Source organism: Streptomyces sp. NPDC059398, from assembly GCF_042751845.1.
GTDB lineage: Bacteria > Actinomycetota > Actinomycetes > Streptomycetales > Streptomycetaceae > Streptomyces.
In genome coordinates, this window is the sequence record NZ_JBHYWP010000018.1 from 1 (window position 1) to 26,750 (window position 26,750).

General features: G+C 71.2%; 22 protein-coding genes. 8 read left to right on the plus strand and 14 right to left on the minus strand.

Annotated features, from left to right (window positions below; translation table 11 throughout):
• Window positions 1-22: 22 nt before the first annotated feature.
• The 5 genes from ftsH to dacB form a co-directional block, all read right to left on the minus strand.
• Window positions 23-2,062, minus strand: coding sequence for an ATP-dependent zinc metalloprotease FtsH (gene ftsH / locus ACFXBC_RS09150; protein ID WP_385020594.1), 2,040 nt, complete (start codon window positions 2,060-2,062; stop codon window positions 23-25).
• A 217-nt stretch (window positions 2,063-2,279) separates the two neighbouring features.
• A complete protein-coding gene (gene hpt, locus ACFXBC_RS09155) occupies window positions 2,280-2,819 on the minus strand; it encodes a hypoxanthine phosphoribosyltransferase (RefSeq protein ID WP_385020817.1) in 540 nt (179 codons plus the stop codon).
• Between the two features lie 64 nt (window positions 2,820-2,883).
• Window positions 2,884-3,966 carry a tRNA lysidine(34) synthetase TilS gene (gene tilS / locus ACFXBC_RS09160; RefSeq protein WP_385020596.1) on the minus strand — a complete coding sequence of 361 codons (1,083 nt, stop codon included), beginning with the start codon at window positions 3,964-3,966 and terminating at the stop codon, window positions 2,884-2,886.
• Between the two features lie 171 nt (window positions 3,967-4,137).
• Window positions 4,138-5,283: a zinc-dependent metalloprotease gene (locus ACFXBC_RS09165; RefSeq protein ID WP_385020599.1), complete on the minus strand. Its 1,146-nt coding sequence runs from the start codon at window positions 5,281-5,283 to the stop codon at window positions 4,138-4,140.
• A gap of 141 nt (window positions 5,284-5,424) precedes the next feature.
• Window positions 5,425-6,894 (minus strand): D-alanyl-D-alanine carboxypeptidase/D-alanyl-D-alanine-endopeptidase, encoded by a 1,470-nt coding sequence (gene dacB / locus ACFXBC_RS09170; protein WP_385020602.1) that lies wholly within the window; start codon window positions 6,892-6,894, stop codon window positions 5,425-5,427.
• A gap of 108 nt (window positions 6,895-7,002) precedes the next feature.
• Between dacB and ACFXBC_RS09175 the strand changes: the two genes are divergently transcribed.
• Window positions 7,003-7,497 carry an inorganic diphosphatase gene (locus ACFXBC_RS09175; protein ID WP_164264904.1) on the plus strand — a complete coding sequence of 165 codons (495 nt, stop codon included), beginning with the start codon at window positions 7,003-7,005 and terminating at the stop codon, window positions 7,495-7,497.
• 195 nt (window positions 7,498-7,692) lie between these two features.
• On the plus strand, window positions 7,693-9,345 hold the full coding sequence (locus tag ACFXBC_RS09180) for a threonine/serine exporter ThrE family protein (protein WP_385020606.1): 1,653 nt from the start codon (window positions 7,693-7,695) through the stop codon (window positions 9,343-9,345).
• A gap of 39 nt (window positions 9,346-9,384) precedes the next feature.
• Here ACFXBC_RS09180 and ACFXBC_RS09185 read toward each other — a convergent pair whose 3' ends face one another.
• Window positions 9,385-10,089 (minus strand): DedA family protein, encoded by a 705-nt coding sequence (locus ACFXBC_RS09185; protein ID WP_385020609.1) that lies wholly within the window; start codon window positions 10,087-10,089, stop codon window positions 9,385-9,387.
• Between the two features lie 157 nt (window positions 10,090-10,246).
• Here ACFXBC_RS09185 and ACFXBC_RS09190 point away from each other — a divergent pair, with 157 nt between their 5' ends.
• Together ACFXBC_RS09190 and ACFXBC_RS09195 are read left to right on the plus strand one after the other, a co-directional pair.
• Complete coding sequence (locus ACFXBC_RS09190) at window positions 10,247-10,612, plus strand: YbjQ family protein (protein WP_385020612.1); 366 nt, start codon at window positions 10,247-10,249, stop codon at window positions 10,610-10,612.
• Between the two features lie 209 nt (window positions 10,613-10,821).
• Window positions 10,822-12,243 carry a glutamate decarboxylase gene (locus ACFXBC_RS09195; protein ID WP_385020615.1) on the plus strand — a complete coding sequence of 474 codons (1,422 nt, stop codon included), beginning with the start codon at window positions 10,822-10,824 and terminating at the stop codon, window positions 12,241-12,243.
• Window positions 12,244-12,319: 76 nt separating this feature from the next.
• On the opposite strand, the gene ACFXBC_RS09200 is transcribed toward ACFXBC_RS09195, so the two are convergent.
• The 3 genes from ACFXBC_RS09200 to ACFXBC_RS09210 form a co-directional block, all read right to left on the minus strand.
• Window positions 12,320-12,967: a PadR family transcriptional regulator gene (locus ACFXBC_RS09200; RefSeq protein WP_385020618.1), complete on the minus strand. Its 648-nt coding sequence runs from the start codon at window positions 12,965-12,967 to the stop codon at window positions 12,320-12,322.
• Between the two features lie 65 nt (window positions 12,968-13,032).
• Window positions 13,033-14,490 carry an aldehyde dehydrogenase family protein gene (locus tag ACFXBC_RS09205; protein ID WP_385020621.1) on the minus strand — a complete coding sequence of 486 codons (1,458 nt, stop codon included), beginning with the start codon at window positions 14,488-14,490 and terminating at the stop codon, window positions 13,033-13,035.
• An 80-nt stretch (window positions 14,491-14,570) separates the two neighbouring features.
• Window positions 14,571-15,464 carry a helix-turn-helix domain-containing protein gene (locus ACFXBC_RS09210; RefSeq protein WP_385020624.1) on the minus strand — a complete coding sequence of 298 codons (894 nt, stop codon included), beginning with the start codon at window positions 15,462-15,464 and terminating at the stop codon, window positions 14,571-14,573.
• A gap of 289 nt (window positions 15,465-15,753) precedes the next feature.
• Here ACFXBC_RS09210 and ACFXBC_RS09215 point away from each other — a divergent pair, with 289 nt between their 5' ends.
• Complete coding sequence (locus ACFXBC_RS09215) at window positions 15,754-16,245, plus strand: ATP-binding protein (protein WP_385020627.1); 492 nt, start codon at window positions 15,754-15,756, stop codon at window positions 16,243-16,245.
• A 41-nt stretch (window positions 16,246-16,286) separates the two neighbouring features.
• Here ACFXBC_RS09215 and ACFXBC_RS09220 read toward each other — a convergent pair whose 3' ends face one another.
• Window positions 16,287-16,532 (minus strand): DUF397 domain-containing protein, encoded by a 246-nt coding sequence (locus ACFXBC_RS09220; RefSeq protein WP_385020630.1) that lies wholly within the window; start codon window positions 16,530-16,532, stop codon window positions 16,287-16,289.
• A gap of 262 nt (window positions 16,533-16,794) precedes the next feature.
• On the opposite strand from ACFXBC_RS09220, the gene ACFXBC_RS09225 reads away from it, so the two are divergent.
• Complete coding sequence (locus ACFXBC_RS09225) at window positions 16,795-17,280, plus strand: hypothetical protein (protein WP_385020633.1); 486 nt, start codon at window positions 16,795-16,797, stop codon at window positions 17,278-17,280.
• 66 nt (window positions 17,281-17,346) lie between these two features.
• On the opposite strand, the gene ACFXBC_RS09230 is transcribed toward ACFXBC_RS09225, so the two are convergent.
• The 3 genes from ACFXBC_RS09230 to ACFXBC_RS09240 all read right to left on the minus strand — a co-directional run bounded on the left by ACFXBC_RS09230 (window position 17,347) and on the right by ACFXBC_RS09240 (window position 22,116).
• Window positions 17,347-19,455, minus strand: a complete 2,109-nt coding sequence (locus ACFXBC_RS09230; RefSeq protein WP_385020636.1) for an FUSC family protein — start codon at window positions 19,453-19,455, stop codon at window positions 17,347-17,349.
• Between the two features lie 258 nt (window positions 19,456-19,713).
• A complete protein-coding gene (locus ACFXBC_RS09235; RefSeq protein WP_385020639.1) occupies window positions 19,714-20,856 on the minus strand; it encodes a DUF2786 domain-containing protein in 1,143 nt (380 codons plus the stop codon).
• 348 nt (window positions 20,857-21,204) lie between these two features.
• Window positions 21,205-22,116: an NADP-dependent oxidoreductase gene (locus ACFXBC_RS09240; protein ID WP_385020642.1), complete on the minus strand. Its 912-nt coding sequence runs from the start codon at window positions 22,114-22,116 to the stop codon at window positions 21,205-21,207.
• Window positions 22,117-22,416: 300 nt separating this feature from the next.
• Between ACFXBC_RS09240 and ACFXBC_RS09245 the strand changes: the two genes are divergently transcribed.
• A complete protein-coding gene (locus ACFXBC_RS09245) occupies window positions 22,417-24,114 on the plus strand; it encodes a bifunctional 3'-5' exonuclease/DNA polymerase (RefSeq protein WP_385020646.1) in 1,698 nt (565 codons plus the stop codon).
• A gap of 256 nt (window positions 24,115-24,370) precedes the next feature.
• Window positions 24,371-24,844 (plus strand): DNA starvation/stationary phase protection protein, encoded by a 474-nt coding sequence (locus ACFXBC_RS09250; protein ID WP_385020650.1) that lies wholly within the window; start codon window positions 24,371-24,373, stop codon window positions 24,842-24,844.
• Between the two features lie 101 nt (window positions 24,845-24,945).
• On the opposite strand, the gene ACFXBC_RS09255 is transcribed toward ACFXBC_RS09250, so the two are convergent.
• Window positions 24,946-26,646 carry a SpoIIE family protein phosphatase gene (locus ACFXBC_RS09255; RefSeq protein ID WP_385020652.1) on the minus strand — a complete coding sequence of 567 codons (1,701 nt, stop codon included), beginning with the start codon at window positions 26,644-26,646 and terminating at the stop codon, window positions 24,946-24,948.
• Window positions 26,647-26,750: the final 104 nt, after the last annotated feature.

Sequence of the window (26,750 nt, forward strand, 5' to 3'; positions counted from 1 at the left end):
GCGCTCCGGGCGGCCCCGGGTGTCAGCTCTCCGGCCGGTCCTCGGGGACGGACTCGATGCCGCCCTCCGCGGGGGTCGTGCCGTTGGTACCCGCGGTGACCGCGTTGACAGCGCCGTTGGTGAGCGCCAGCTCCCTCGGGGAGAGCACCGGCGGGCGTGTCGAAGGCGTACGCCGGTTGGAGCCCGTCCACGCCGGGCGGGCCGGACGCTTCACGATCCCGGAGAAGACCTCGGCGATCTGCTCCTTGTTCAGCGTCTCCTTCTCAAGGAGCTGGAGGACCAGGTTGTCGAGAACGTCGCGGTTCTCGACGAGGATCTCCCAGGCCTCGTTGTGCGCGGTCTCGATGAGCTTCTTGACCTCTTCGTCGACCAGCGCCGCGACCTCTTCCGAGTAGTCGCGCTGATGACCCATCTCCCGGCCGACGAACGGCTCGGAGTTGTCGGCCCCGAACTTGATCGCGCCCAGACGCTCGGTCATGCCGTACTGCGTGACCATCGCGCGGGCGGTGGCCGTGGCCTTCTCGATGTCGTTCGCCGCGCCCGTGGTCGGGTCGTGGAAGACGAGCTCCTCGGCCGCGCGCCCGCCCAGCATGTACGCCAGCTGGTCGAGCATCTCGTTGCGCGTGGTCGAGTACTTGTCCTCGTCGGGCAGGACCATCGTGTAGCCGAGAGCACGGCCTCTGGAGAGGATCGTGATCTTGTGGACCGGGTCCGAGTTGGGGGAAGCCGCCGCGACCAGGGCGTGTCCGCCCTCGTGGTACGCGGTGATCTTCTTCTCCTTGTCGGACATGATCCGGGTCCGCTTCTGCGGGCCAGCCACGACACGGTCGATCGCCTCGTCCAGCGACTCGTTGTCCACGAGCTTCTGGTTGCCGCGCGCCGTGAGGAGCGCCGCTTCGTTCAGCACGTTGGCCAGGTCGGCGCCGGTGAAGCCGGGCGTACGACGGGCGACCGCGCCCAGATCGACGTCCGGGGCGACCGGCTTGCCCTTCTGGTGGACCTTGAGGATCTCCAGACGGCCCTGCATGTCCGGACGGTCGACCGCGATCTGCCGGTCGAAACGGCCGGGACGCAGCAGCGCCGGGTCCAGGATGTCCGGCCGGTTGGTGGCGGCGATCAGGATGACCCCGCCCTTCACGTCGAAGCCGTCCATCTCGACGAGCAGCTGGTTCAGCGTCTGCTCGCGTTCGTCATGGCCACCGCCGAGGCCCGCGCCGCGGTGCCGGCCGACGGCGTCGATCTCGTCGACGAAGACGATCGCCGGGGCGTTCGCCTTGGCCTGCTCGAAGAGGTCACGCACCCGGGAGGCACCGACACCGACGAACATCTCGACGAAGTCGGAACCGGAGATCGAGTAGAACGGCACCCCGGCCTCGCCCGCGACGGCGCGCGCGAGCAGCGTCTTGCCCGTTCCGGGCGGTCCGTACAGCAGGACGCCCTTCGGGATCTTGGCGCCGACGGCCTGGAACTTCGCCGGCTCCTGCAGGAACTCCTTGATCTCATGGAGCTCTTCGACAGCCTCGTCGGACCCCGCCACATCGGCGAAGGTCGTCTTGGGGGTGTCCTTGGTGATCAGCTTGGCCTTTGACTTGCCGAACTGCATGACCTTGGAGCCGCCGCCCTGCATCTGATTCATCAGAAACAGGAAGACCACGACGATGAGTACGAAGGGCAGCAGCGAGAGCAGGATCCCGACGAAGGGATTCTGCTTCGACGGGGAGACCGTGTAGCCCTTCCCGATGTCGCCGCTGTCGACCTTGCTCTGCAGCTTGGCGGCGAGGGCGGTGCCCTGCGCGTCGCCGATGTAGTTCGCCTGGAACTTGCCGCCCGACTCGCCGTCCAGCTTCTGGCCGTTCTTCAGCTCGATCTTGATGACGTTCTCGTCACCAGTCGTGACCTTGGCCTGCTCGACCTGGTTCTTGTCGATCGCCTGGACGACCTTGGAGGTGTCCACTGACTTGTAGCCGCCCGACGAGCCGACGACCTGCATCAACACGACCACGGCGAGGACGGCCAGCACGATCCACATGACCGGCCCACGGAAGTATCGCTTCACGTCCATCCATACGGGGCGGAACTACGCCCCGTCCCTCCTGCCCGTAGGTAAATGCTGCTGTGAGTAAAGAGTGTTCTTCGGACGGTACCTCAGCATGGCCGCCCGCGACCTCACGGGAGTGCCGACGAACCTTCCTTCCCCTGCTCCAACGGCGGGAAATAGGTGAGGGTTCCCGTTCGGCTCACGGCTGAATGCCGGGCGCCCGACAGGGCCGGACGGGGTGTCAGCCGCCGTACACGTGCGGAGCCAGTGTGCCGACAAAGGGGAGGTTGCGGTACTTCTCGGCGTAATCGAGTCCATAACCGACGACGAACTCATTCGGAATATCGAACCCGGCCCACTTCACATCGAGCGAGACCTTTGCCGCATCCGGCTTACGGAGCAGTGTGCAGACCTCCAGCGAGGCGGGCTCGCGGGATCCGAGGTTCGACAGCAGCCAGGAGAGAGTCAGACCCGAGTCGATGATGTCCTCGACGATCAGGACGTGCTTGCCCTTGATGTCGGTGTCCAGGTCCTTGAGGATCCGCACGACGCCCGACGACTGGGTGCCCGCCCCGTACGACGACACCGCCATCCAGTCCATCGTGACCGACGTGGACAGCGCACGGGCCAGGTCGGCCATCACCATCACAGCGCCCTTGAGAACACCGACGAGCAGCAGGTCCTTGCCCGCGTACTCCGCGTCGATCTTCGCGGCCAGCTCCACGAGCTTGGCGTCGATCTCTTCCTTGGTGATGAGCACCGACGCGAGGTCGGTGCCCATGTCTTTCTCGTTCACCCGGGCCACTTTCGGTTGCTTGTGCTTCGGCTTGCGGCGCAGCTCTGCGTCAGCCTTGCCGGATCACCAGTCTGCCACCCTGCCGCTGAGCCTCGACGCGGCCGGGGAGGTTGATGACTCCCTGCCCGCGCCAGCCGGTGATCAGCCGGTCCAGCTCCTCGATGTGGCGGGCGAAGAGGGACCCGGCGGGCGCACCGGCCGCGATGGCGGAGCGGCGCAGCACCCGGCTGCGTACGGCGGGCGGCAGGGCGTAGAGCTTGGCGCACTCCAGCTGCCCGGACTCGTCCCTGGCAGCTTCCTCGGCGTTGGCCGCCCAGGTGTCCAGGGCGTCGGCGTCGTCGCGGGAGAGCCGTGCGGTGCGGGCCAGGGCCTCGACGACCCCTTTGCCGAGGGACTTCTCCAGGGCGGGCAGCCCTTCGTGGCGCAGCCGGGAGCGGGTGTACGAGGGGTCCGTGTTGTGGGGGTCGTCCCAGACCGGGAGGTGCTGGACGAGACAGGCCTTGCGGGCGGTCTGGCGGTCGAGCTGGAGGAACGGCCTGCGGTACCGGTCGGCCGCCCCCGAGACGGCCGCCATCCCGGACAGGGAGCGGATGCCGGAGCCGCGGGCAAGGCCGAGCAGCACGGTCTCCGCCTGGTCGTCCCTGGTGTGGCCGAGGAGGACGGCGGCGGCGCCACGGCGCTCCGCCACCGCGTCCAGCGCGGCGTACCGGGCGTCCCTGGCCGCCGCCTCGGGGCCGCCGGTCCTGCCGACCGTCACGGCGACGGAGTCGACGGGGTCGAGCCCGAGGCTCTCCAGCCGTGCGACGACTTCAGCGGCGCGGGAGGCGGAGCCGTCCTGGAGGCCGTGGTCGATGGTGACGCCGCCTGCGCGGACGGGGAGTTTGCGGGCCTCGAAGGCCAGGGCCGATGCGAGCGCCATGGAGTCGGCGCCACCGGAGCACGCGACCAGCACCAGCGGCCGGTGCGGCTCGGACGGGGCGCCTCCGGGGCGGTCGCCCCGGTCAACTGGGGAACGCGGGGCGGCCGTGCGCCCGGCCGGGATTTCGCCGATGGCCGTCTGTTCGTTGAGTACGTCGTGGAGTACGCGGCGGACCGCCAGGCGTATCGCTGCGACCGCAGGATGGGGACCCATATCCGGTGCCCTTCGGTGGAGTTGGGGGGGTGCCTCGGGTGGACGGGTGCGTCACACAGAGTGCATAGATGGTGACAGAACCAGGCCGATACCCGAGCATCGCACGCCAACTCCTCGCCGACGGTCCCTCGGATGGGTGATTACCGCGGCGTACTTCTGCCAGGGGCCGGGTCAGGGCGCCGTCTCGCCCTTACCGTGCACCCGCGCGATCCACTCCGCCGGTTCGGCGATCTCCGCCTTGGTGGGCAGCGTGTTCGGCGAGGTCCAGACGCGGTTGAAGCCGTCCATGCCGACCTGCTCGACCACGGCCCGTACGAAGCGCTCGCCGTCGCGGTACTGACGGAGCTTGGCGTCGAGTCCGAGCAGCTTGCGCAGCGCCTGGTCGAGGCGGCCCGCACCCTGTGCCCTGCGCTTCTGGAACTTCTCCCGGATGTCGTCGACCGACGGCACGACCTGCGGGCCGACGCCGTCCATCACGTAGTCCGCATGTCCTTCGAGGAGCGACATCACCGCGGTGAGGCGGCCCAGGATGTCGCGCTGGGCGGGGGTCTGGACCAGTTCGACCAGTGAGCTGCCGCCGTCGCCCTCCCCGGCGTCGGCGCCGGTGGTCCGGCCGCCCGCGAACGACTGGGCGGCCTCCCGCAGCCGTTCGAGGACGGTCATCGGGTCGACCTCGGTCGCTTCGAGGAACGACTGGATTTCGCCCTCCAGATGGTCGCGCAGCCACGGCACGCCGGTGAACTGGGTGCGGTGGGTCTCCTCGTGCAGACAGACCCAGAGCCGGAAGTCGTGCGGGTCGACCTCCAGCTCGCGCTCCACATGGACGATGTTCGGCGCGACCAGCAGCAGCCGGCCGCCGCCGCCCGCCGCCCCGGGCATGTCACGGCCCGCGGGGGCGAACGTCTCGTACTGCCCGAGCACCCGGGAGGAGAGGAACGACAGCAGCATGCCCAGCTCGACGCCGGTGACCTTGCCGCCCACCGCGCCGAGCACGGCGCCGCCCGGTGAGCTGCCGCGCCGGTCCTCCATCTTGCCCAGCAGCGGCTTGAGGACTTCACGGAACCCGGCGACGTTGGCCTTGACCCACCCCGCGCGGTCCACCACGAGAACCGGGGTGTCCTCCAGGTCCGTGCCGTCCGGGATCATCCGGGTGAAGGCACGGACGTGCTCCTCGGCGGATTTGGCGTGCCTGCGCAGCTCCGCCACCACCGCTCGGGCCTCGTCCCTGCTGACCTCGGGACCCTGCTTCGCGAAGCGGGTCGCAGTCGCCGTGGCGAGGTTCCAGTCGACCATCTCGGCACCACCGATGCGCGTCATGCGTCAACCGTACGTTCTCGGATCGGCGGACGGTGAGGTGTTGCACCGGCTGCCCGGAGCGCAGCGGCTGCCCGGAGAGTGCAGTGCACGGGCGGTGACCGGGCGGGCGCTGCGGGCGGGCGGTCGGCCACCGCCCGGGTCTCAGCCCGCGCAGCCGCAGGACGCCACGGCGGTGCCCAGACGGTCCAGTGCCGACTGGGCCTCCACCGGGGACGCGGTGTCCGAGGCCATGAACGCGAAGGCCAGCAGCCGTCCCCGGGCGTCCACCACCGTGCCGGCCAGGGTGTTCACCCCGGTCAGGGTGCCGGTCTTGGCGTGCAGCAGACCGCCCGCGCCGGAGGGGTCCGTGTAGCGCCCGTCGAGTGTGCCGGAGAACCCGGCGATGGGCAGCCCGGTGAGGATCGGCCGCAGCTCGGGGCGGGCCGGGTCGCCCGCCCGGGTGAGGAGGGTGGCGAGCAGGGCCGGGGTGACCTTGTCCTGCCGGTTCAGCCCGCTGCCGTCCGCGAAGCGGGCCCCGTCCAGCGGCAGGCCGAGCTTCTCCAGCTGGGTCCGTACCGCCCGGCCCGCTCCCGCGAAGCTCGCGGGCTGGTGTACGGCGAGCGCGGTCTGCCGGGCGATGGCCTCCGCGATGTCGTTGTCGCTGTTGGTGAGCGCCCGCTCGACCAGCGCCGAGAGCGGCGCCGAGTACGTCCTGGCCACCGGCTTCGCGTCCTTGGGGGACTTCCCCGGTGACGGTGTCCCCTTGCTGTGCACGGACCGGTCGGCCAGCAGCGAGGCGAACGTACGGGCGGTGTCGCCCGCCGGGTCGCCGCTGCGCGGGGCCGGGCCGTGGTCGCCGTCCTCCGCCGCCGAGGGGGCCGCCGTGGTGCCGGGGTGCAGCCGCCCCTCGTCCGTCATGAGGGCGCTGACCGGGGCGAGGTTGTCGTTGGGGCCGATGGGGTGGAGCACGGGGCCGGAGTAGAGCGACGTGTCGTACGTGATGCGGACGGAGCCGACGCCCCGGTCGCGCAGCGCCTTGGCCGTGGTGTCGGCGAGCTTCCGCAGGCCGTCCCGGTCCAGGGTCGGGTCGCCGCCGCCCCTGAGGGTCAGCCGCTTCCCGTCGGGGCTCGCGGTGACGGTGGTCGCGATGCGGTGTCCGGGACCGAGCGCGGAGAGGCCCGCGGCCATCGTGGCGAGCTTCACCGTGGAGGCGGGGGTCATCGGCCGGTCGGCGTCCGATCCGTACAGCCTCCGGCCGGTGGCAGCGTCGATCACCACGCCGCCGGCGGTGGGGCCGAGCCCCGGGTCGTGCATCAGCCGGCCGAGCGCCCTGCCGAGCCCTTCGGCGGTCGGTGCGGCGCCGCCGCCGAGCGCGGCGAGCACGCTGGGCGCGCTGGGCGCGGGGGCCGGTGCGGCACCGTGCGCGGGGCGCCCGTGATCTGCGCCACCTGTACGGTCCCGGGCGGCGGCCCAGTCCCGCTCGGCCTTACGCTGACCTGAGTCCCAGGGTCCTGACGCCGCGATCAGTCCGGCCGCGAGCGCGAGACCGATCACGGCGGAGCCCGCCGAGAGTTGCCACGTCGTCACCTTCGGCACCGGCACCTCGGAGCAGCCCCTTTCGCGATCACACATCGTCGTGGGGGACACTTAACCACTGCGTTCGCCGTGCGCACGGCATCCGGCCGGTCCGGCAGGACGCAGCACCACCCGAAGTTCGTGTTGATCATGGAGGAGCCACCCGTGGAGTTCGACGTCACCATCGAGATTCCGAAGGGTTCGCGGAACAAGTACGAGGTGGACCACGAGACCGGCCGGATCCGTCTGGACCGTCGCCTCTTCACCTCGACCAGCTACCCCGCGGACTACGGATTCGTCGAGAACACCCTCGGCGAGGACGGGGACCCGCTGGACGCCCTTGTCCTGCTGGACGAGCCGACCTTCCCCGGCTGTGTCATCAAGTGCCGCGCGATCGGCATGTTCCGGATGACCGACGAGGCGGGCGGCGACGACAAGCTGCTCTGCGTCCCGGCGTCCGACCCCCGGGTGGAGCACCTGCGCGACATCCACCATGTGTCCGAGTTCGACCGCCTGGAGATCCAGCACTTCTTCGAGGTCTACAAGGACCTGGAGCCCGGCAAGTCCGTCGAGGGCGCCGACTGGGTCGGCCGCGCCGATGCCGAGGCCGAGGTCGAGAACTCGTACAAGCGCCTCCAGGCGCAGGGCGGGTCGCACTGACCGGCCGGAGCCGGTAGCGGCCGTCGGCCGGTCCGCTCCGAGGCTGCCTCTGCGGGCGGTGTGTCCCTCACGGGCGCACCGCCCGCGGTGCGTCCGGAGGCGGTAGGGGCCGTGCGTCCGGAGGCGGTACAGGCAGTACCCGTGCGCATACTGGGCAGGCGCTGATCAGGAACAGGAGAGGCGGGAGCGGAGCGAGTGGCTGAGACGGACGGTCCAGAGGACCGCAAGCCGCAGTCGGACGAGGTACGGAGTGCGTTCGTGCCGCCGACGGGTACGGAGACTCCGGGTCCCGAGGACTCCTCCACCACGTCCGAGTTCTCCGTGCCGCCGGGGCTGGCCGCCGAGACGCCGTCCGAGCCCGAGGGTTCCGCCTTCACCACACCGCAGACATACAGCGCCCAGAACTCCCCGCCCGCCTTCACCCCGGCCCATGGCTTCCCCATGATCAAGCTGGCCAAGGAGGCGCCCTGGCAGGACCGGATGCGCACCATGCTGCGGATGCCGGTCCATGAGCGGCCCGCGCTGGAGGCGGCGCAGAAGCAGGACGACGAGTCGGGTCCCGCCGTACCGCGTGTGCTCGACCTGACGCTGCGTATCGGCGAGTTGCTGCTCGCGGGCGGCGAGGGGGCCGAGGACGTGGAGGCGGCGATGTTCGCCGTCACCCAGGCGTACGGGCTCGAACGCTGCGAGCCGACCGTCACCTTCACCCTGCTGTCGATCTCGCACCAGCCGTCGCTGGTGGACGACCCGGTGACCGCGAGCCGTACCGTACGGCGCCGCGGTACCGACTACACGCGGCTTGCGGCCGTCTACCACCTCATCGACGACATCACGTCCGAGGACGTCGACGTCTCGCTGGAGGAGGCGTACCGGGGTCTCGCCGGGATCCGCCGTAACCGGCACCCCTATCCGGGCTGGGCGCTGACGACCGCCAACGGGCTGCTGGCCGGTGCGGCATCGGTGCTGGTCGGCGGTGGCGCGCTGGTCTTCATCGCCGCGATGGTGGGTGCGATGCTCGGCGACCGGCTTGCCTGGTACCTCGCCGGGCGCGGGCTGCCGGAGTTCTACCAGTTCGCGGTGGCCGCGATGCCGCCCGCCGCGGTGGGGGTGGCGCTCACCCTCGCCGACGTGCCCGATCTGCGCGCCTCCGCGGTGATCACCGGTGGGCTCTTCGCGCTGCTGCCGGGGCGGGCGCTGGTCGCGGGCGTCCAGGACGGTCTGACCGGCTACTACATCACCGCCTCCGCGCGACTGCTCGAAGTCGTCTACTTCTTCATCTCGATCGTCATCGGTGTGCTGATCGTGATCTGGCTGGGGCTCCAGTTCGGTGCCAACCAGCTCAACGCGGAGGCCGCGCTGACGGGCGCCAACCGGCCCCTCATCCAGATCGGCGCCGCGATGCTGCTGACCTTCGCCTTCGCGATCCTGCTCCAGCAGGACCGCTCCACGGTGCTGATGGTGACGCTGAACGGCGGGGTGGCCTGGATCGTCTACGGGGCCATGCACTACGCGGGAAAGATCGCTCCGGTGCCCTCCACCGCCGTCGCGGCCGGACTCGTGGGCCTGTTCGGGCAGTTGTTCTCGCGCTACCGGTACGCGTCGGCGCTGCCCTACGTCACCGCGGCGATCGGGCCGCTGCTGCCCGGTTCCGCGACGTACTTCGGGATGCTGTACATCGCGCACAGCGACGTCAACAAGGGGCTGTCCTCGCTGACCAAGGCCGCCGCCCTGGCGCTGGCCATCGCGGTCGGGGTGAACCTCGGCGGTGAGATCTCCCGGCTCTTCATGCGGGCCCCCGGTGTAGTGGGCGGGCAGCGCAGGGCGGCGAAGCGGACGCGCGGGTTCTGACAGCTGTCCGGCGGCCGCACCCGGGGGCCGGGCGTGGCCCTACCGCTTGGCGTGCCGGCCGCGCTGGCCGCTGGGGGCGGCCGGGCTCTCCGGTGCACCGGCGGACGGTGCGCCGCCCTCCTGCTTCGCCTTGCCGCGCGACCGCAGGTACTCGATCGCGATCGGCACCACCGACACCAGCACGATCGCGACGAGGATCAGCTCGATGTGCGCGTTGACGAACGCGACCTTGCCGAGGCCCGCGCCCAGCAGGGTGACGCCCACACCCCAGAGCGTGCCGCCGATGACGTTGAAGATCACGAACGAGCGGTAGTTCATCCGGCTCACGCCCGCGATGATCGGCGTGAAGGTCCGGACGATGGGCACGAAGCGGGCCAGCACCAGCGACTTCGGGCCGTACTTCTCGAAGAAGTCGTGGGCCTTCTCGACGTTCTCCTGTTTGAAGAGCTTGGAGTCGGGCCGCCGGAAGAGCGAGGGCCCGACCTTGCGGCCGAAGAGATAGCCGACCTGGTCGCCCGCGATCGCGGCGACGGCCACCAGCACACAGAGCAGCCAGAGCGGGGTGCCGAGCTTGTTGGTGGTGACGAGCAGGCCGCTGGTGAACAGCAGGGAGTCGCCCGGCAGGAAGAAGCCGATCAGCAGCCCGGACTCGGCGAAGACGATCACCAGCAGACCGGCCACCCCGAAGGTGCTGATCAGATAGTCCGGGTCCATCCAGCTCGGTCCGAGCGCGAGAGTAGTCACGGGTTCCGGGCTCCTGGGGTCAGTCGGCATGGGTGCCATGCGGGTAATGGCTGGCCAAAGTTATCAACGCCGACACGGCGTTCCTGGTTCCGTCCCCTCCCGCCCGGGTGCGATATACGAATATTCGGGCAAGGTGATCACCAGGAGGTGGTGCCGGATGAGCATCGAGGATTTCGGCGGCGGCCAGTCGCCCCAGGCCGACGTTCTGGTCGTCACGACGAACGACGTCCCCGGACACACGGTTCAGCAGGTGATCGGTGAGGTGTTCGGCCTCACAGTCCGCTCCCGTCATCTGGGCAGCCAGATCGGCGCCGGTCTGAAGTCGATGATCGGCGGTGAGCTGAAGGGACTGACGAAGACCCTCGTGGAGACCCGTAACCAGGCGATGGAACGGCTCATCGAGCAGGCCCGCGCCCGGGGCGCCAACGGGGTGCTCGCGATGCGGTTCGACGTCACCGAGGCGGCCGACATCGGCACCGAGGTCTGCGCCTACGGCACGGCGGTCGTCATCGCCAGGACGTGACCCACGGGGGCGGTACGGGGACGAGCCGCCCGGCCCCGTCCCCGTACCGGCCCCGCGAGCCCGGCCCGCACGCTCCGGACAGGCGGTCCCGGCCCCGCGGTCCCGGCCCCGCGGTCCCGGACGGACAGCCCCGGACGTGCGGTCCCGGACAGGCAGCTCCGGACAGACAGCCCCAGTCGAGTGCTCCCAGAGGAAGGCGAACGCGAACCATGCCCCTGCACCGAGGCGCGAACGGGGCCGACGGCTCCGGGAAACCGTCCACCGTCGCCGTCAACCCGTTCTTCGGCGAGGCGAACCCCGTCGGCGGCATGGACACCGCCCCGCCCAAGCACCGGCTCCCCGACGACCCGCTGCCGCCGATGAGCGCGTACCAGCTGGTCCATGACGAGCTGATGCTGGACGGCAACTCCCGGCTCAATCTGGCCACGTTCGTCACGACGTGGATGGAGCCGCAGGCGGGCGTGCTCCTCGGGGAGTGCCGCGACAAGAACATGATCGACAAGGACGAGTACCCGCGCACCGCCGAGCTGGAGCGGCGCTGTGTGGCGATGCTCGCCGATCTGTGGAACGCACCGGATCCCACGACCACCGTCGGCTGTTCGACGACCGGGTCGAGCGAGGCGTGCATGCTCGCCGGCATGGCGTTCAAACGGCGCTGGGCGAAGCGGAACGCGGACCGCTATCCGGCCACCGCGCGGCCGAACCTCGTCATGGGGGTCAATGTCCAGGTCTGCTGGGAGAAGTTCTGCAACTTCTGGGAGGTCGAGGCGCGGCAGGTCCCCATGGAGGGCGACCGGTACCACCTGGACCCGCAGGCCGCGGCCGACCTCTGCGACGAGAACACCATCGGGGTCGTGGCCGTGCTCGGCTCCACCTTCGACGGGTCGTACGAGCCGGTCGCCGAGGTCTGCGCGGCGCTGGACGCCCTCCAGGAGCGCACCGGGCTCGACATCCCCGTCCATGTCGACGGGGCGTCGGGCGCGATGGTCGCCCCCTTCCTCGACGAGGAGCTGGTCTGGGACTTCCGGCTGCCCCGGGTCTCGTCCATCAACACATCGGGGCACAAATACGGTCTCGTCTACCCGGGCGTCGGCTGGGCGCTGTGGCGCTCCCCCGATGAACTGCCCGAGGAGCTGGTCTTCCGGGTCAACTACCTGGGCGGTGACATGCCGACCTTCGCTCTCAACTTCTCCCGGCCTGGCGCGCAGGTGGTGGCGCAGTACTACACGTTTCTGCGGCTCGGCAGGGAGGGGTACCGCGCCGTCCAGCAGTCGACACGCGACGTGGCGGAATCGCTCGCCGGCCGGATCGAGGAACTGGGCGACTTCCGGCTGCTGACCCGGGGCAATGAACTGCCGGTCTTCGCCTTCACCACCACGGACGACACCACGAGCTTTGACGTGTTCGACGTGTCCCGGCGGCTGCGTGAGCGGGGGTGGCTGGTGCCCGCGTACACCTTCCCCGAGAACCGGCAGGACCTCTCGGTGCTCCGGGTGGTCTGCCGGAACGGGTTCTCCGAGGACCTGTCCGATCTGCTGATGGACGACCTCCGGGCGCTCCTTCCCGAACTGCGTCGGCAGTCGGGGCCGTTGGAGCGGAGCAAGGCGGAGGCCACCGCGTTCCACCACTGAGCACCCGTCACCGGGCGGCCGGGAGCCGCACCCGTCAGGCGCTGTCCATCAGGCGCTGTCCATCAGGTGCCGTCTGTCAGGCGCTGTCGCCGGGGTCCGGCTCGCCGCTCGCGTACGGGTTCTCCTCGCCGTCGGCGAGCACCCCCACGAAGGGCTCGCCCTCGCCCGCGAAGACATACGCGCCGCTCTCGATCCGGGCGATCAGGCCACGGGTCCACTCGGCCCCGCCGTCCGCCGTGTGGATCCAGAAGTTCATGATCTCGCCGATGTGGCCCAGCTGCTGCGGGCCGCCCTCGGGGATGTAGTGCTCGGTGACCGAGGCCCGCCAGGTCTCCACCGCCCGCAGGCGTTCCTTCAGGAGCTCCACGGCCTCGGCCCGCTCCAGGTCGACGATGCAGCCCAGCGCCGCCGACATGACGTCCGTCCGCTGGTCGTACGTGACCAGTGCCTCGCGGAGCAGCCTGAGGTACTCGTCCCGGCCGGCCGCCGTCATCTCGTACTCGGTGCGGGGCGGGCCGCCCGCCGTGCTGGGAGCCGTCTCGTGGGCCAGCAGCATGCCCTGCTTGGCCAGTTGCTTCAGGGCGTGGTAGATCGACCCGGGCTTGGCGTTGGACCACTCGTGGGCGCCCCAGTACTCCAGGTCGTTGCGGACCTGGTAGCCGTGCGCGGACCCGTGCTGGCGGACCGCTCCGAGTACGAGCAGACGGATCGCTGACGCTGACATGGGGCCAGCCTAGAGCTCGTCCCCCGGTACGGCCGGGCCCGGCCCCGGAAGCGGGCACCGCGCTGTCAGAACGGGAACCCGCTGCGCCCGTGCTGGATGGAGATCCACTGCTGTGTGGTGAAGGCGTCGACCATCGAGTCGCCGTTCAGCCGCCCGAGCCCGGAGCGCTTCTCGCCGCCGAAGGGGACGACCGGCTCGTCGTGCACGGTGCTGTCGTTGATGTGGATCATCCCGGTACGGACCCGCCTGGCCAGCCGGACACCGCGCTCCACGTCCCCGGTGTGCACCGCGCCGCTCAGCCCGTACGGGGTGTCGTTGGCGATACGGACCGCCTCGTCCTCCCCGTCGAACGGCACGAGCAGCGCCACCGGTCCGAAGATCTCCTGCTGGAGCAGCGGGGAGCCGGGGGCCAGACCGGTCAGGACCGAGGGCGAGACCAGGCTGCCCTCGGTGTCCCCGTGCACCAGGGCCGTCGCTCCGGCGGCCACCGCCTGCTCGACCAGCGCCGTGACGGCCTCGGCCTGCCTGGTGTTGATGAGCGGGCCGATGTGGGTGGCCGGGTCGGCGGGGTCGCCGGTCCTCAGGGTCCGCACCCTGGCGACGAACTTCTCGGTGAACTCCCGCTCCACCCGGCGGTCCACCAGGATGCGGTTGGCGGCCATGCAGACCTGGCCCTGGTGCACGTACCGGCTGAAGACCGCCGCGTCGACCGCGTAGTCGATGTCGGCGTCGTCAAGGACGATCAGGGCGCTGTTGCCGCCGAGTTCGAGCACGGCGTGCTTGAAGTGGGCGGCGCAGACCGTGGCGACGTGCTGGCCGACCCGGTCGGAGCCGGTGAAGGAGATGACCTTGGGCACCGGGTGGGTGAGCAGCGCGTCGCCGATCTCGGCGATGTCCGTGACCACCACGTTCAGCAGGCCCGCCGGCAGCCCCGCGTCCTCCAGCACCTTCGCCACCAGGGTGCCGCCACAGACCGGGGTGGACTGGTGCGGCTTGAGGACCACGGCGTTGCCGAGCGCGAGGGCCGGGGCGACCGACTTCATGGAGAGCAGGAACGGGAAGTTGAACGGGCTGATGACCCCGACCACGCCGACCGGGACGCGGTAGACGCGGTTCTCCTTGCCGTCGACGGGCGAGGGCATGATGCGGCCCTCGGGGCGCAGCGCCAGCTGGACGGCCTCGCGCAGGAACTCCTTGGTGAGGTGCAGCTCGAAGGCCGCCTTCAGCCGGGTGCCGCCCAGCTCGGTGACGATGGCGTCGGCTATCTCGTCCTCGCGCTCCTCGATGATGCGCAGGGCGCGTTCGAAGACGGTACGGCGGGTGTAGGGGTTCGTCCCGGCCCAGGCCACCTGGGCGCGTTCGGCGGCGCGGTACGCCTGGTCCACCTCGGCGGCCGTGGCCACCGTGATCGACGCGAGCTTCGTCTCGTCGTACGGATTGAAGTCGATGATGTCCCAGGAGCCGCTGCCCGGCTTCCACTCACCGTCGATGTACTGAAGAGCCAGCTCGCTGAAGAAGGACATGGAGATCCCTAACTGCCGCTGCCGCGCGCGCAGATGCTCATGACGCCATAGGCCTGATGGCATCTCATCGTACGTGCGTTTCAGGTGGTGCGGAGGATGTCCCTGATGATGGAGCGGGTGTCTTCCTGGGGCGGGCTGTCCTGCTGAAGCTGCGTCATGGCCCTTTCGTACTGGGCGACTTCGTCGGCCTTGTCGAGGTAGAGGGAGCCGGTGAGCTGCTCCAGATAGACGAGGTCCGACAGATCGGACTCCGGGAAGCGCAGCATCGCGAACGATCCGCTCTCGCCCGCGTGGCCGCCGAAGCTGAACGGCATCACCTGGAGCGTGACGTTCTGCATCTCGGAGATCTCGATGAGGTGCTCCAACTGCGCCCGCATCACGTCCCGTTTACCGTACGGACGGCGCAGCGCCGACTCGTCGAGCACGGCGTGCAGCTGCGGGGCGTGCTCGGCCACCAGGACCTTCTGCCGTTCGAGGCGCAGCGCGACCCGGCGGTCGATGTCGGCGTCCGACGCGGTGGGGTTGCCCCGGGTGACGACGGCGTGGGCGTACGCCTCGGTCTGCAACAGGCCGTGTACGAACTGGACTTCGTAGGCGCGGATCAGTGAAGCGGCGCCTTCGAGACCGATGTACGTCTGGAACCAGCCCGGCAGCACATCGCCGTAACTGTGCCACCAGCCGGCGAGGTTGGCCTCCTTGGCCAGTCCCAGCAGTGCCTCGCGCTCGGTCGCGTCGAGGACTCCGTAGAGCGTGAGGAGGTCCTCGACGTCCCTGGACTTGAAGCTCACCCGTCCCAACTCCATACGGCTGATCTTGGATTCCGAGGCCCGGATCGAGTATCCGGCGGCCTCCCGGGTGATCCCGAGTGAATCGCGCAGCCGTCTGAGCTGTGAGCCCAGGAGGATGCGCCGCACGACGGACCCACCTCCGGTGCTCAGCGTCTGGGAAGAACCCCAGGACTCGCCTGCTGACACTTTCCAACCCTCCCCGGTCGTGATGTGGGGGGCAGTCTGCCACTAAAACGCTCCGCCCTGTACTCGATCGATTACAGAAAGAGCAAAGCCCGGCGGGCGATCGACGGACGGGTGTGACAGGAGTGCAGGAAGAAATGCACCAGAACCGGCACGGGCCGCTCAAGTCCGGCGCGTGCACGTGCATCTGCCCTTGCATCTGCCGTGCGCATTCGGAACCATGGGCCCCGCGCACCTGCGTTCTCGTACCACCGCACGCTGGCTACGGCCGCGAAACCGGGGAGTGCCTCGCATGGGGACGGATGGATCGACCATGCTCGACGAGCCGTTGAAGCAGGGCCTTCCTCCCATCGACCCCTTGGCCGTGTCCAGCTCCGCCTCCTGCGCCCTGCCGCCGAGGTTCGAAGCGGTGCGGGGGGCCCGGCACTTCACCAGGTCGACGCTCCTGAACTGGGACCTCGGTGACCGCTTCGACGATGTGGCGCTGGTCGTCTCCGAACTCGTCACCAACGCCCTGCGCCACGCCCTGCCGACCGACACCCCGCGCGACGAGGACGCCCCGGTGCGGCTGCACCTGATGCGGTGGACCTCCCGTCTGGTGTGCGCGGTACGCGACCCGAGCGACGGCACCCCCGCCGCCCGCCCGTCGGACGACTTCGCGGCGGAGTCGGGCCGGGGCCTCTTCCTGGTCGAGTCCTTCGCGGACAGCTGGGGCTGGCACCCGCTGGCGGGAACGCTGCACGGCAAGGTGGTCTGGGCGCTGTTCCGGCTCCAGGGGGAGTAGGGGAGCAGGGGAGCAGGGCGGGGGCCAACCGCAGCTCCCGGTCAGCCCTGTTCCGCGACCAGGTGGTCGAACTCCCCCGCCTTCGCGCCGTGCAGCATCGCCGCGATCTCGGCCGGGGTGTAGACGAGGGCCGGTCCTTCGGGGTGGCGTGAGTTGCGTACCGCCACGTCACCGCCGGGCAGCCTGGCGAACTCCACGCACGCGCCCTGCGAGTTGCTCAGCTCGCTCTTCTGCCAGACGACCCCGTGGAGCTCTGTTGCCGCCATGCCGTTGTATGCGTGGTGCACAGGTCGCTCCCGGGTAGTGCAGAAGTACGGAGTAGCGGAGTACGGAGCAGCGGTACGGGCGTGCGGAAGTACAGCTGTCAACTGTCCAGGATCATAGCTGTGTTCATGTGCCGATGCATGAGCAGATGCACGTGCACGCGGGGTGGTCATTCCACTACAGCTTTGCCGATGAAACGTTTCTCATGCACGGAGACGCGCCGTTCCCCCGATCCGGCTCCCTGGTAGCTTGTCGCGTTCCGTCAACCACACCCAGGGGGAAGAAGTGAACAGGTTCGTACGTACCACCGGCCTCGCGGTCGCCGGGCTTACGGCTGCGCTCGTGATCAGCGGATGTTCCAGCAGTGACGGCAAGAGCTCCGACGCGTCCCAGGACAAGGGCGCGCACACCGCGGCCCCGGCGCCGTCCGCGTCCACGGGTGGCACGGGTGGCGGCGGTGCGGGTGCGAAGGCCGCGGGCATGGAGGGCAGCTGGCTCGCCATGACCGACGGCAAGTCCACCGCGCTGGTGATCCAGGGCAAGCAGGCCGCCATCGCGGGGCAGCATGTCTGCACCGGCGTGGTCGCCGACATGGGGAAGCCGATGCTGACCCTCAAGTGCCCCGACGGCAACAACGACCGCACCATGGGGACGATCGAGTCCGCCGACGGCGGCATCATGAAGGTGTCGTGGGAGGCCGGGATCAAGGACACCTTCAGGAGGACCGACGGCGGGAAGCTCCCGGACGGGCTGAAGATGCCCCACCTCTAGGGCTTTTCCCAGGGCCTTCTGCGGAGCCTTCTGAGGGGCCTTGTTCAGGGTTTGTTCAGGGTTTGTTCAGGGCTTTCCGGAGGGCCTTCTCGATGGCTTTTCGTCCGGGTCGGGACGCGGCCGGGCCGGCTCTTCGTCCAGGGCGGCGGTGAGCTGGTCCAGGGTGTCGAGGAGCAGACCCGCCCCGCCGCGTACGACCTGGTCGGGTACGCCCTCGCTGTCCCATGCCGCCAGGTTCTCGCGCACCTCGTCCCAGTGCGGAACCCGCCGCTGGCGGATGTCCCTGGCACCCCGCTCGACCGCGTGGAGCAGCGCGTCCGCCACCTCGCGCGCCGCCGGTACGGGTGTGGTGGAGCGGCCGGGCAGATGGGCCTCCATCAGCATGGCGGCCCGGCCCAGCTGCGCCATCGCCTCCTCCGCCCCCTCGGCCACCGGGCGGGAGAGGCCGCGGTGGCGCACCGGTTCATGGGTGGCCCGCTCCAGGGCCTCCTGCCAGGCGATACGGGCGGCACGCGCGGCGATCACCGCGTCGCGCACATCGGTCCTGCGGGCGCCGGCCGGGTCGGCGTAGTGGGCGACGACCGCCGCCGCGTAACGACCGTCGGCGAGCAGCCAGTCGGCGAGCCGGTTGCGCAGCCTGGGGGTCTCCCAGGCCGGATAGACGGCGTACGCGACCATCGCGAGCAGCCCGCCGATCAGGGTGAGCAGCACCCGGTCCCGTACGGTCTGGCCGACCGCGAGGCCGCTCATGTCGAGGAGGAAGACGACATAGGCGGAGACGCAGGCCGAGCCGGCCGCGTACCCCGTGCGCATCAGCAGGAACATCAGCCCCGCGCTGACCACCGCGAGCGCGCCGGACGGGTAGGGCCCCGGATGTGCCAGCCGGACGACGGCGGTGGCGACCGCGACCCCGACGAGGGTGCCGCCGAAGCGCGCGACGGCGCGGCCGTACGTCTGGGTGAAGGCCGGCCGCATCACCATCACGGAGGCCAGCGGCACCCAGTAGCCGTGCCCGAACGGCAGGGCGGCGCCGATGAGATAGCCCACCGCGGCGACCACGGCGGTGCGGATCGCGTGGCGCAGGACGGGTGAGTCGTGACTGCGCAGCTCCTTGCGCATGGTCCGCAGCACGACCGGCGCCATCCGTACCAGCGAGGGCCGCACCAGCGGCTCGGCGTCGGCCGTGGTGCCCTGGCCCCTGGCCGTCTCGACGACACCGCGCAACAGCGTCGCCAGCCGGGCGGCGGCACGGCGGGCGGGTCCGGTGAGCACGTCGGAGTTGTCGGGGGCCTCCAGTACGGACAGGGCGGGGGCGGAGATGACCACCGGTTCGCCGTACCGGACGGCGTGGGCCGCGGAGTCGAGCACGGAGCCCGCAGCGGCCAGGAGTTCCCGCACCCGTTCGCGCTCGGGCCCTTCCGGCGCGGCGCCCACGGCGGGGTCGGCGAGTGAGGCGAGCACGGGTCTGACCCGCTCGGCGACACCGCGGGTGCCGTGCAGTTCGGCGGGGCGCCTGCGGGCCTCCCTGCGGGTGACGGCGGCGGCGCTGCGCGCCGTCACGAACGGCTCGGGGTCGAAGGGGGCGAGCGGGTCCTGGCACAGCCTGCGGGCGTAGTCGGCCTCGGCGGTCAGCGCGTCGGCGAGTGCGTCGCGCTGGGCTCCCCATCTGCGGACCGGGAAGAGGACGATCAGCCCGGCCTGGACGATCCCGCCGCAGGCGATCATCGCGGCGTGGCCGGCCGCGGCCGGCACGGAGGTGGGGAGGGTGACGGTCACCAGCATCATCGCGACGTTGGACGCGGCGATGATCCCGGCGGTGGGCCCGACGGCCCAGGCCAGCCCCGCCAGCAGCGCCCAGAGCGCGATCAGGGCCGTGAACAGGGCGGTGTGCACGGCGCTGAGGTAGCCGATGAAGGTCGATACGGCGAGCGTCCCGCCCGAGAACAGCGCGAGGACGGGCCGGGCGCGCCAGCTGCGCTGGAAGCTGGCGATGGCCGCCTGGAACGCGCCGAAGGCGGAGCTGGCGGCGACGGCGGGGCCGAAGATGTCGAGGCTGAGCAGAACCACCAGGGCGAGGCCGGCGGCGCCGCGGAAGGCGATGAGCGGTTCCAGGCGCCGCTGTTCGATCCTCAGCCCGGAGCGGGCGGTCGCATACAGGGCCCGGAGCCAGCGCATGGAGCTGAGCGTAGCGGGATACCGGTACATATCGGGCGCATGGCCGGGCCCCGGGCCACCGCGTCAGCGCGGCCGGGGCGCCGGCCCTGTCGCGTCAGCGCCGTCCGGGGCACCACGTCAGCACTCCCGGCCGTCACGTCAGCAGGCACCGGCCCCGCCGCGTCAGCGGGCGCGGGGGCACCATCTCCGCCGCGTCAGCGGGCGCGGGGGCACCATCTCCGCCGCGTCAGCGGGCGCGGGGGCACCATCTCCGCCGCGTCAGCGCATCCGGGGCGCCGGCCCCACCGCGCCCGCCGCAGGCCCCAGCCCCGCCGCGTCCGCCGCCGCCGTGCCGTCCAGCCAGCCCGCCTCGTCCGAGACGCCCCGCACCCGGCTCACGGTGGTCTCGGGGAACATCCGGTCCGCCTCCGAGACCACGGCCACATCCCGCTCCGCGAGCACCGGCAGGAGCGAACCGGCCTCGTCCGCCGTCACCTGGTCGGTGGCCCTGGCGAGCCGGTGACCGAGCCTGCTGGCGTACGCGGTCAGGAACGACTGCCGGAACGTCTTCGTCCGCTTGCGCCCGCCCGCACGCTGCGCCGCCTCCGCGCGGGTCATCGCGGCCATCCCCTGGACCAGGAGCGAGGTATGGAGCAGCTCGGTCACCTCCAGGTCGGGTTCGAAGCCGACGACCGTCGAGAAGCCGAACGCGCTGTTCCAGACCGCGCGGCAGCGGTTCGCGGTGGCGACCGCGTCCAGCAGGACCGCCTTGGCCGTCTCGTACGGGGCGTCGACGCCGATCCGGCAGGCCGCCGGGGTGTCCGTACGGTGGCCGTCGGCCGCGAGCCGCGCCTCGTCGATGCTGTGCCGGGCCATCAGCTCCTGTGCCTTCCCGCTGAGCGCCTCCGCCTCCGCCGCGTACTGCGTCGCCTCGGCCTTGGCCAGCAGCGCGCGGATCCGGCCGAGCGCGCGGGGCTCGGCGTGGTGGTGCGGCGGAAGGAGCACGTCCGCACCCGGGACGGGACCCAACGGTTCGATGGCCGGGAGCCGCAGGAGCAGCCGGTACAGCTCCAGGAGGGCGGTCGCGTACGAGAAGCGGTCGGCCTCCCAGGGGGGTGTGTCCAGCGCGTCGAGCTGGGCCCGCCAGCGCGGCGGCAGCCGCTGGTACGTGCGTACCTCCGCCGTGATCAGCGCGGTCAGCAGCCGGACATGCCGGTCGGCCAGATCGCGCCGGACGAGCCGTACCACATCGGCGGGCTGCCACCCGCGCCGCCAGGCCCGGCGCAGGAACTCCGCACCGCGCCGGTCCAGCTCGGCGTCGGCCGCCGGGTCCGCCGCGAGCAGGGAGGCTCCGGTGTCCAGGCCCGCGTCGCCCTCGCTGTAGAGGGCCGCGGCGAAGGCCCGGTCGATCACCGGTTCCATACGTTCTCCATGCGCCAAGGGTAGGTCCGGCCCTCCCCGTTCCCGCCCGGCGGCCGGGAACGGGAGCATGGGCGGCCGTGGACACCGCCGCCCATGGACACGGCCGCCGACGCCGGCGTGCGGGGCGCCGCAGTGCGTCGCGCCTACGGTGAGGTCATCACCCTGTACGGCGTCGGACCCGCGGCACCGGACGGTCCGGCAGCCCTGGCAGCCCCGCCGGACCCAGCAGGCCCGGCAGGCCCGGCAGGCCCGATCCGGCAGATCCGGCAGATCCGGGCGGGATCCTTTGTCCACAGCCTGTGGACAGGTGACCGGGTGGCTGTCCGACCGACCGGACCCAGCGCCGTCTCACACCTTCAGCACCAGCTTTCCCCGTACGTGCCCCTCCTCGCTCAGCCGCTGAGCCTGTTCCGCCTGCTCCAGCGGCAGGACCTTCGCCACCTCGACCCGCAGTGTGCCGTCCGCCGCCTGTTCCGCCTGCCGCGCCAGGATCGTCTCCGCGTCGGCGGACATGGCGCCCCCGCTGAAGACCACGCCCAGCTCCCGTGCGGCCGGGTCGGAGATGGTGACGACCCGGTCCGTCGTACCGCCGCGCAGCTCGATCGCGTCCGGGAGCGCCCCCTTGCCCGCCACGTCGAAGACCGCGTCCACGCCCTGCGGGGCGACGGCGCGGACCCGCTCCACGAGTCCCTCGCCGTACGTCACGGGCGTCGCACCCAGCGTCCGGAGGTAGTCGTGGTTGGCCTCGGAAGCGGTGGCGACGACGGTCGCTCCACGGGCCGCCGCGAGCTGGACGGCGAGCGAACCGACCGCGCCGGCACCGCCGTTGACCAGCAGTGTCTCGCCGTTCCTGAGGTCCAGCAGATTCAGGACGCGCTCCGACGTCTCACCGGCCACCGGCAGCGCGGCCGCGGCCTCCCAGCAGAGCGCGTCGGGCTTGGGCGCGAAGGACTCGGAGAGCGCGTACGGCGCGTACCCGCCCGTGACGCTCCAGCCCACCACCTCGTCGCCGGGCGCGACCCCGGTGACGCCTTCACCGATCTCGTCCACGGTCCCGGCGACCTCCACCCCGGGAACCGCGGGCAGCGGGGTCGGGAACATGTCCTTCGCCCAGCCGCTGCGGATCTTGTGGTCGAGAGCGTTCACCCCGGCGGCGGCCACCTTCAGGCGGACCTGGCCGGGGCCCGCGTGCGGCTCGGCGGTCTCCCTGAGCCGCAGCACCTCGGGGCCGCCGAACTCCTCGAACACGATCGCTTCCATGGTGTCTCCCTCGGTCGGTGAGCCGGTGTGGGTGAGTGAGATGTGGCTGAGTGAGATGTGGGTGGGTGAGCAGGTGAGTCGCGGGGGGGCGTATGCCCGGGTCCGGCGGCACCCGGCCGGTAGAACCACACCGCCGGTGCACTTCTTCCGTTTCCCAGCATCGATTTCCGTGTCCCACCATCGATCGTGACCGCTCCCGCCCCCGCCCGCCTTTCGTACGGCTCTCCCTCTCCCGCCACCGGCTCCGGCTCCGGCTCCGGCTCCGGCGGATTGTCAGTGGCGGCTGCAAGACTCGCTCGCATGACCGAACGGTGGGCTCTGGCGACGGCGGAGGGCGGCGGGGCACACCTCGCGCCACTCGGCGGCGACGGGCTGCCCGCAGGGGACGTGGTGTACGAGCCGGATCTGGCCGAGGCGGTGCGGGCCAGACCCGGCGTCGGCCGGTGGGTGTGGCGTTCGACCGCCGAGATCTATCCGCGGCTGCTCGCGGCCGGGGTGCGGGTCGAGCGGTGTTACGACATCGAGTCCGCGGAGCTGCTGCTGCTCGGCCACGCCGGGCGGTACGGCGAGCCCCGGTCGGCCGCGGCGGCCTGGGCCCGGCTGCACCGGGCGCCCGTGCCGCCCGATCCGCGCCCCCGGTCGGCCGAGCCCGGCGCACAGTCCTCCCTCTTCGAACCGGCCCCCGTACCCATGGAGTTGAGCGCGCTCCTGGAGGTGTACGCGGACCAGCTCGGCCGGTACGGGACCACCGTCCACCCGGACCGGATGCGGCTGCTGACCGCGTCGGAGTCGGCGGGGATGCTGGTGGCGGCCGAGATGCACCGGGACGGCCTGCCGTGGCGGGCCGATGTGCACCGGGCCGTCCTGGACGAACTGCTCGGGGAGCGGTATGCGGGCGGCGGGGAGCCGCGCCGGATGGCGGAGCTGGCGGACGAGGTGTCGGCGGCCTTCGGGCGCCGGGTCAGACCGGAGCTGGCGGCCGATGTCGTCAAGGCGTTCGCACAGGCCGGGATCCGGGTGAAGTCGACCCGCCGCTGGGAGATCGAGGGCATCGCGCATCCGGCGGTCCCGCCCCTTCTCCAGTACAAGAAGCTCTACCGGATCTGGACGGCCAACGGCTGGTCCTGGCTCCAGGACTGGGTGCGGGACGGGCGCTTCCGCCCGGAGTACCAGCCGGGCGGGACGGTCTCCGGGCGCTGGACCACCAACGGCGGCGGGGCACTGCAGATCCCGAAGGTGATCCGGCGGGCGGTCGTCGCCGACGAGGGCTGGCGTCTGGTGGTGGCCGACGCCGCCCAGATGGAGCCCAGGGTGCTGGCGGCGGTCTCCCGCGACCCCGGGTTGATGGAGGTGGCCGGACACGAGGGGGATCTCTACTCGGCCCTCTCCGACCGGGCGTTCAGCGGCGACCGGGACCACGCCAAGCTCGCGCTGCTCGGCGCGGTCTACGGCCAGACGTCGGGGGACGGCCTGAAGAATCTCGCGGCGCTGCGGCGGCGGTTCCCGGCAGCCGTGGCCTACGTCGACGACGCGGCGAGAGCCGGCGAGGAGGGCCGGCTCGTACGGACCTGGCTCGGCCGGACCAGCCCACCGGCGGCCGGGGCCGATGACGGCGACGAAGCGGGCATCCCGCAGGAGGAGCCGGCGCCCGACGGTGAGTCCCGTGCGGACCGGCCGTCGGGCAGGGCGCACGCGCCGGACGCACGGGCCTGGGGCCGGTTCACCCGGAATTTCGTGGTGCAGGGCAGCGCGGCCGACTGGGCACTGCTGATGCTGGCCGCACTGCGCCGCGCCCTCCACACCGGGGGTCTCCGCGCCGAGCTGGTCTTCTTCCAGCACGACGAGGTGATCGTGCACTGCCCGGCGGACGAGGCACCGCGGGTGGTCGAGGCGATCCGGGCGGCCGGTGAGCTCGCCGGGCGGATCGCCTTCGGGGAGACACCGGTGCGGTTCCCGTTCACGACGGCGGTGGTCGAGTGTTACGCGGACGCGAAATGACGCACGGCAGATGACGCACAGCACGGGTCGCACAGCACGCGGGACGCACGGCGAGGGACGCCCGGCACGGGACGCGAAATGACCGGAGTGCGACGCGAAGAATGTCCGCCGTCTCCCCGGGTACGCGGTTGGTCGGACACGCAGTATCCGGAAACGCCGTACAACGCGACACCGCAGTACGGCGCGACGAGGTACAGCGCGTCGACGTACGAGGCAACCGACGTACGAGGCAACCGACGTAAGGAGTGCAGGCACTATGACTGCCACCGTGAAGAGCACCCTGCCCGATGCGGCACGTGAGACCACCGGGAAGGCGCTCCAGGGCGCCCTGGTCGACCTGCTCGGCCTCTCCCTGCTCGCGAAGCAGGTGCACTGGAATGTGGTGGGGCCGCGCTTCCGCTCCGTCCACCTCCAGCTCGACGAGGTGGTCACCACCGCCCGCGACTACGCGGACACCGTCGCCGAACGGTCCTCCGCCATCGGCGTACCGCCCGACGGGCGTATCGCCGCGCTGGCCAAGACGAGCGAACTGCCGGAGCCGGCGACCGGCTGGATCACCGACGACGATGTCGTGGCGCTGCTGGTGGACGCGCTGGGCGGGGCGATCACCCGGCTGCGCAGCGCGATCGCCGCGACCGACCAGGCGGACCCGGTGAGCCAGGACCTGCTGATCGGTCTCACCGCCGAACTGGAGAAGCAGCGCTGGATGTTCCAGGCGGAGAACGTCTGACCGCCGTACATCCACCCCGGCCCGGCGCATCCGGCCCGGCGGCCGGCCATCCGACCTGACGGCCATCCGACCCGTCGGCCGCCCGCCCCGGCGAACCCGTCCTACGTCCCGGCTCTCCCGGAGCGGATCCGGGACGCGAGGACCGCGATGTCGTCCGTGGCGTCCCGGCCGAACCGGTCGAGTACGTCGTCCAGGAGACCCTCCAGGGTCCCGCCGACCGGAAGACGCAGACTCGCCAGCCGGCCGACGGACACATCGATGTCCTCGCCCCGGCGCTCCACCAGGCCGTCGGTGTACATGAACAGGACCGTCCCCGGGCCGCAGGGCAGCGAGACGGTCTCATAGCCGCCGAGCCCGGTGCCGAGCGGCGGCCCGACCGGGATGTCGGCGATCACGGCCTGCTCCCCCCGGTCGATGAACACCGGCGGCAGATGACCGGCGCTCGCCACCTGGCACTCCCCCCGGAAGCGGTCCACGACCGCCAGCAGACAGGTGGCAGCCCGGTCGATGCCCGCCTTCTCCACCATCAGATCGAGCCGCTCCAGGATGACGTGCGGCGGGAGGTCGTCCTGGGCGAGGAGCCGCACCATGGAGCGGTAGTGGCTCATCGCCACGGCGGCGTCGACCCCGTGGCCCATCACATCGCCCATGACCTTCAGATGGCGTGCGTCCGACAGGGGTACGACGTCGAACCAGTCGCCGCCCACCTCCGCCCCCTGGCCGACCGGCAGATAGCGGGTGGCGACCTCGATGTGCGGATGCGGTTTGCGCGGCTCGGAGAGCAGGGCGCGCTGCAGTTCCAGGGCGATTCCGTGCTCCCGCGTGTAGCGGCGGGCGTGATCGAGATCGACGGCGGCCCGGACCGCCAGCTCCCGGGCCACCACCACGTCCTGGTCGGTGAAGGCGGGTGAGTCACCGGCCCGTACCAGCGCCAGGCAGCCCAGCGGGCGCCCCCGGGAGGTCAGCGGCACGACGCACACCGAGTGGAAGCCGAGGGCCCGGTAGACGGCGACCCGCTCCGGGCTGGGGGCGGACGCGGTCAGCTCGGCGTCGGTGGAGAGGTTCTGCAGGACCGGCTGGTTCGTCTCCAGACAGCGCCCGATGGTTCCGCCCGACTGGTAGTCGGCGTACTGCCCCGGTTCGCCGAACTGCCTTACCGCATCGGCGAGTTCCGGCACGGTCGCCATGCCCGCCCTACGCAGCCGGACCACCCCGGCGGGCGGCGGACGCACCTCCTGGCCGATCTCCGGGGCGAACACCTCGACGCTCGCCACATCGGCCAGTTCGGGGACCACGAAGTCGGCCAGCTCGCCGCAGGTCGTATTCATGTCGAGCGTGGTGCCGATCAGGTTGGCGGCCGTGTCCAGCATCGACAGATGCCGGCTGACCCGTTCGTACTCCACCTGCCTGCGGCGCGGCGCCAGCACTTCCAGCACGATCAGGACAAGCCCCCGGACCTCCCCGTCCTGCTCCACACGGTGACAGGCGCCCTGCCAGAACCGCGGCTCCGGACGGTCCGACGCGGGGGTCCGGCCGCTGGTCGCCAGGTCCCGGGCCCGGCCGTCGGCGAGCACACCGCGCAGGAGGTCCGACGGGACGTCCAGCTCGGGAAGAATGTCCTCGACGGTCCGGCCGAGATGCCCGGCGGCCGAAATGCCATTCATCCGTTCGAGAGCCGGATTGACGTACAGATAGCGCAGCTCCGTGTCGAGCACGCAGATTCCCGCCGGGGTACCCGCGAACAGCGATTCCAGGCTCTCCAGACCCAGCGGGGGCGGAACATCCGGCGCATCGGCGCACACAGGGGACCTCCAGGGGCGGGACGGCGGACGCCCTGACCTCCATGGTCGACCGCCGGAACGCGGCGCGCATCCGGCCGGGGCGGCTGGGCGGCATCCGGCTTCGC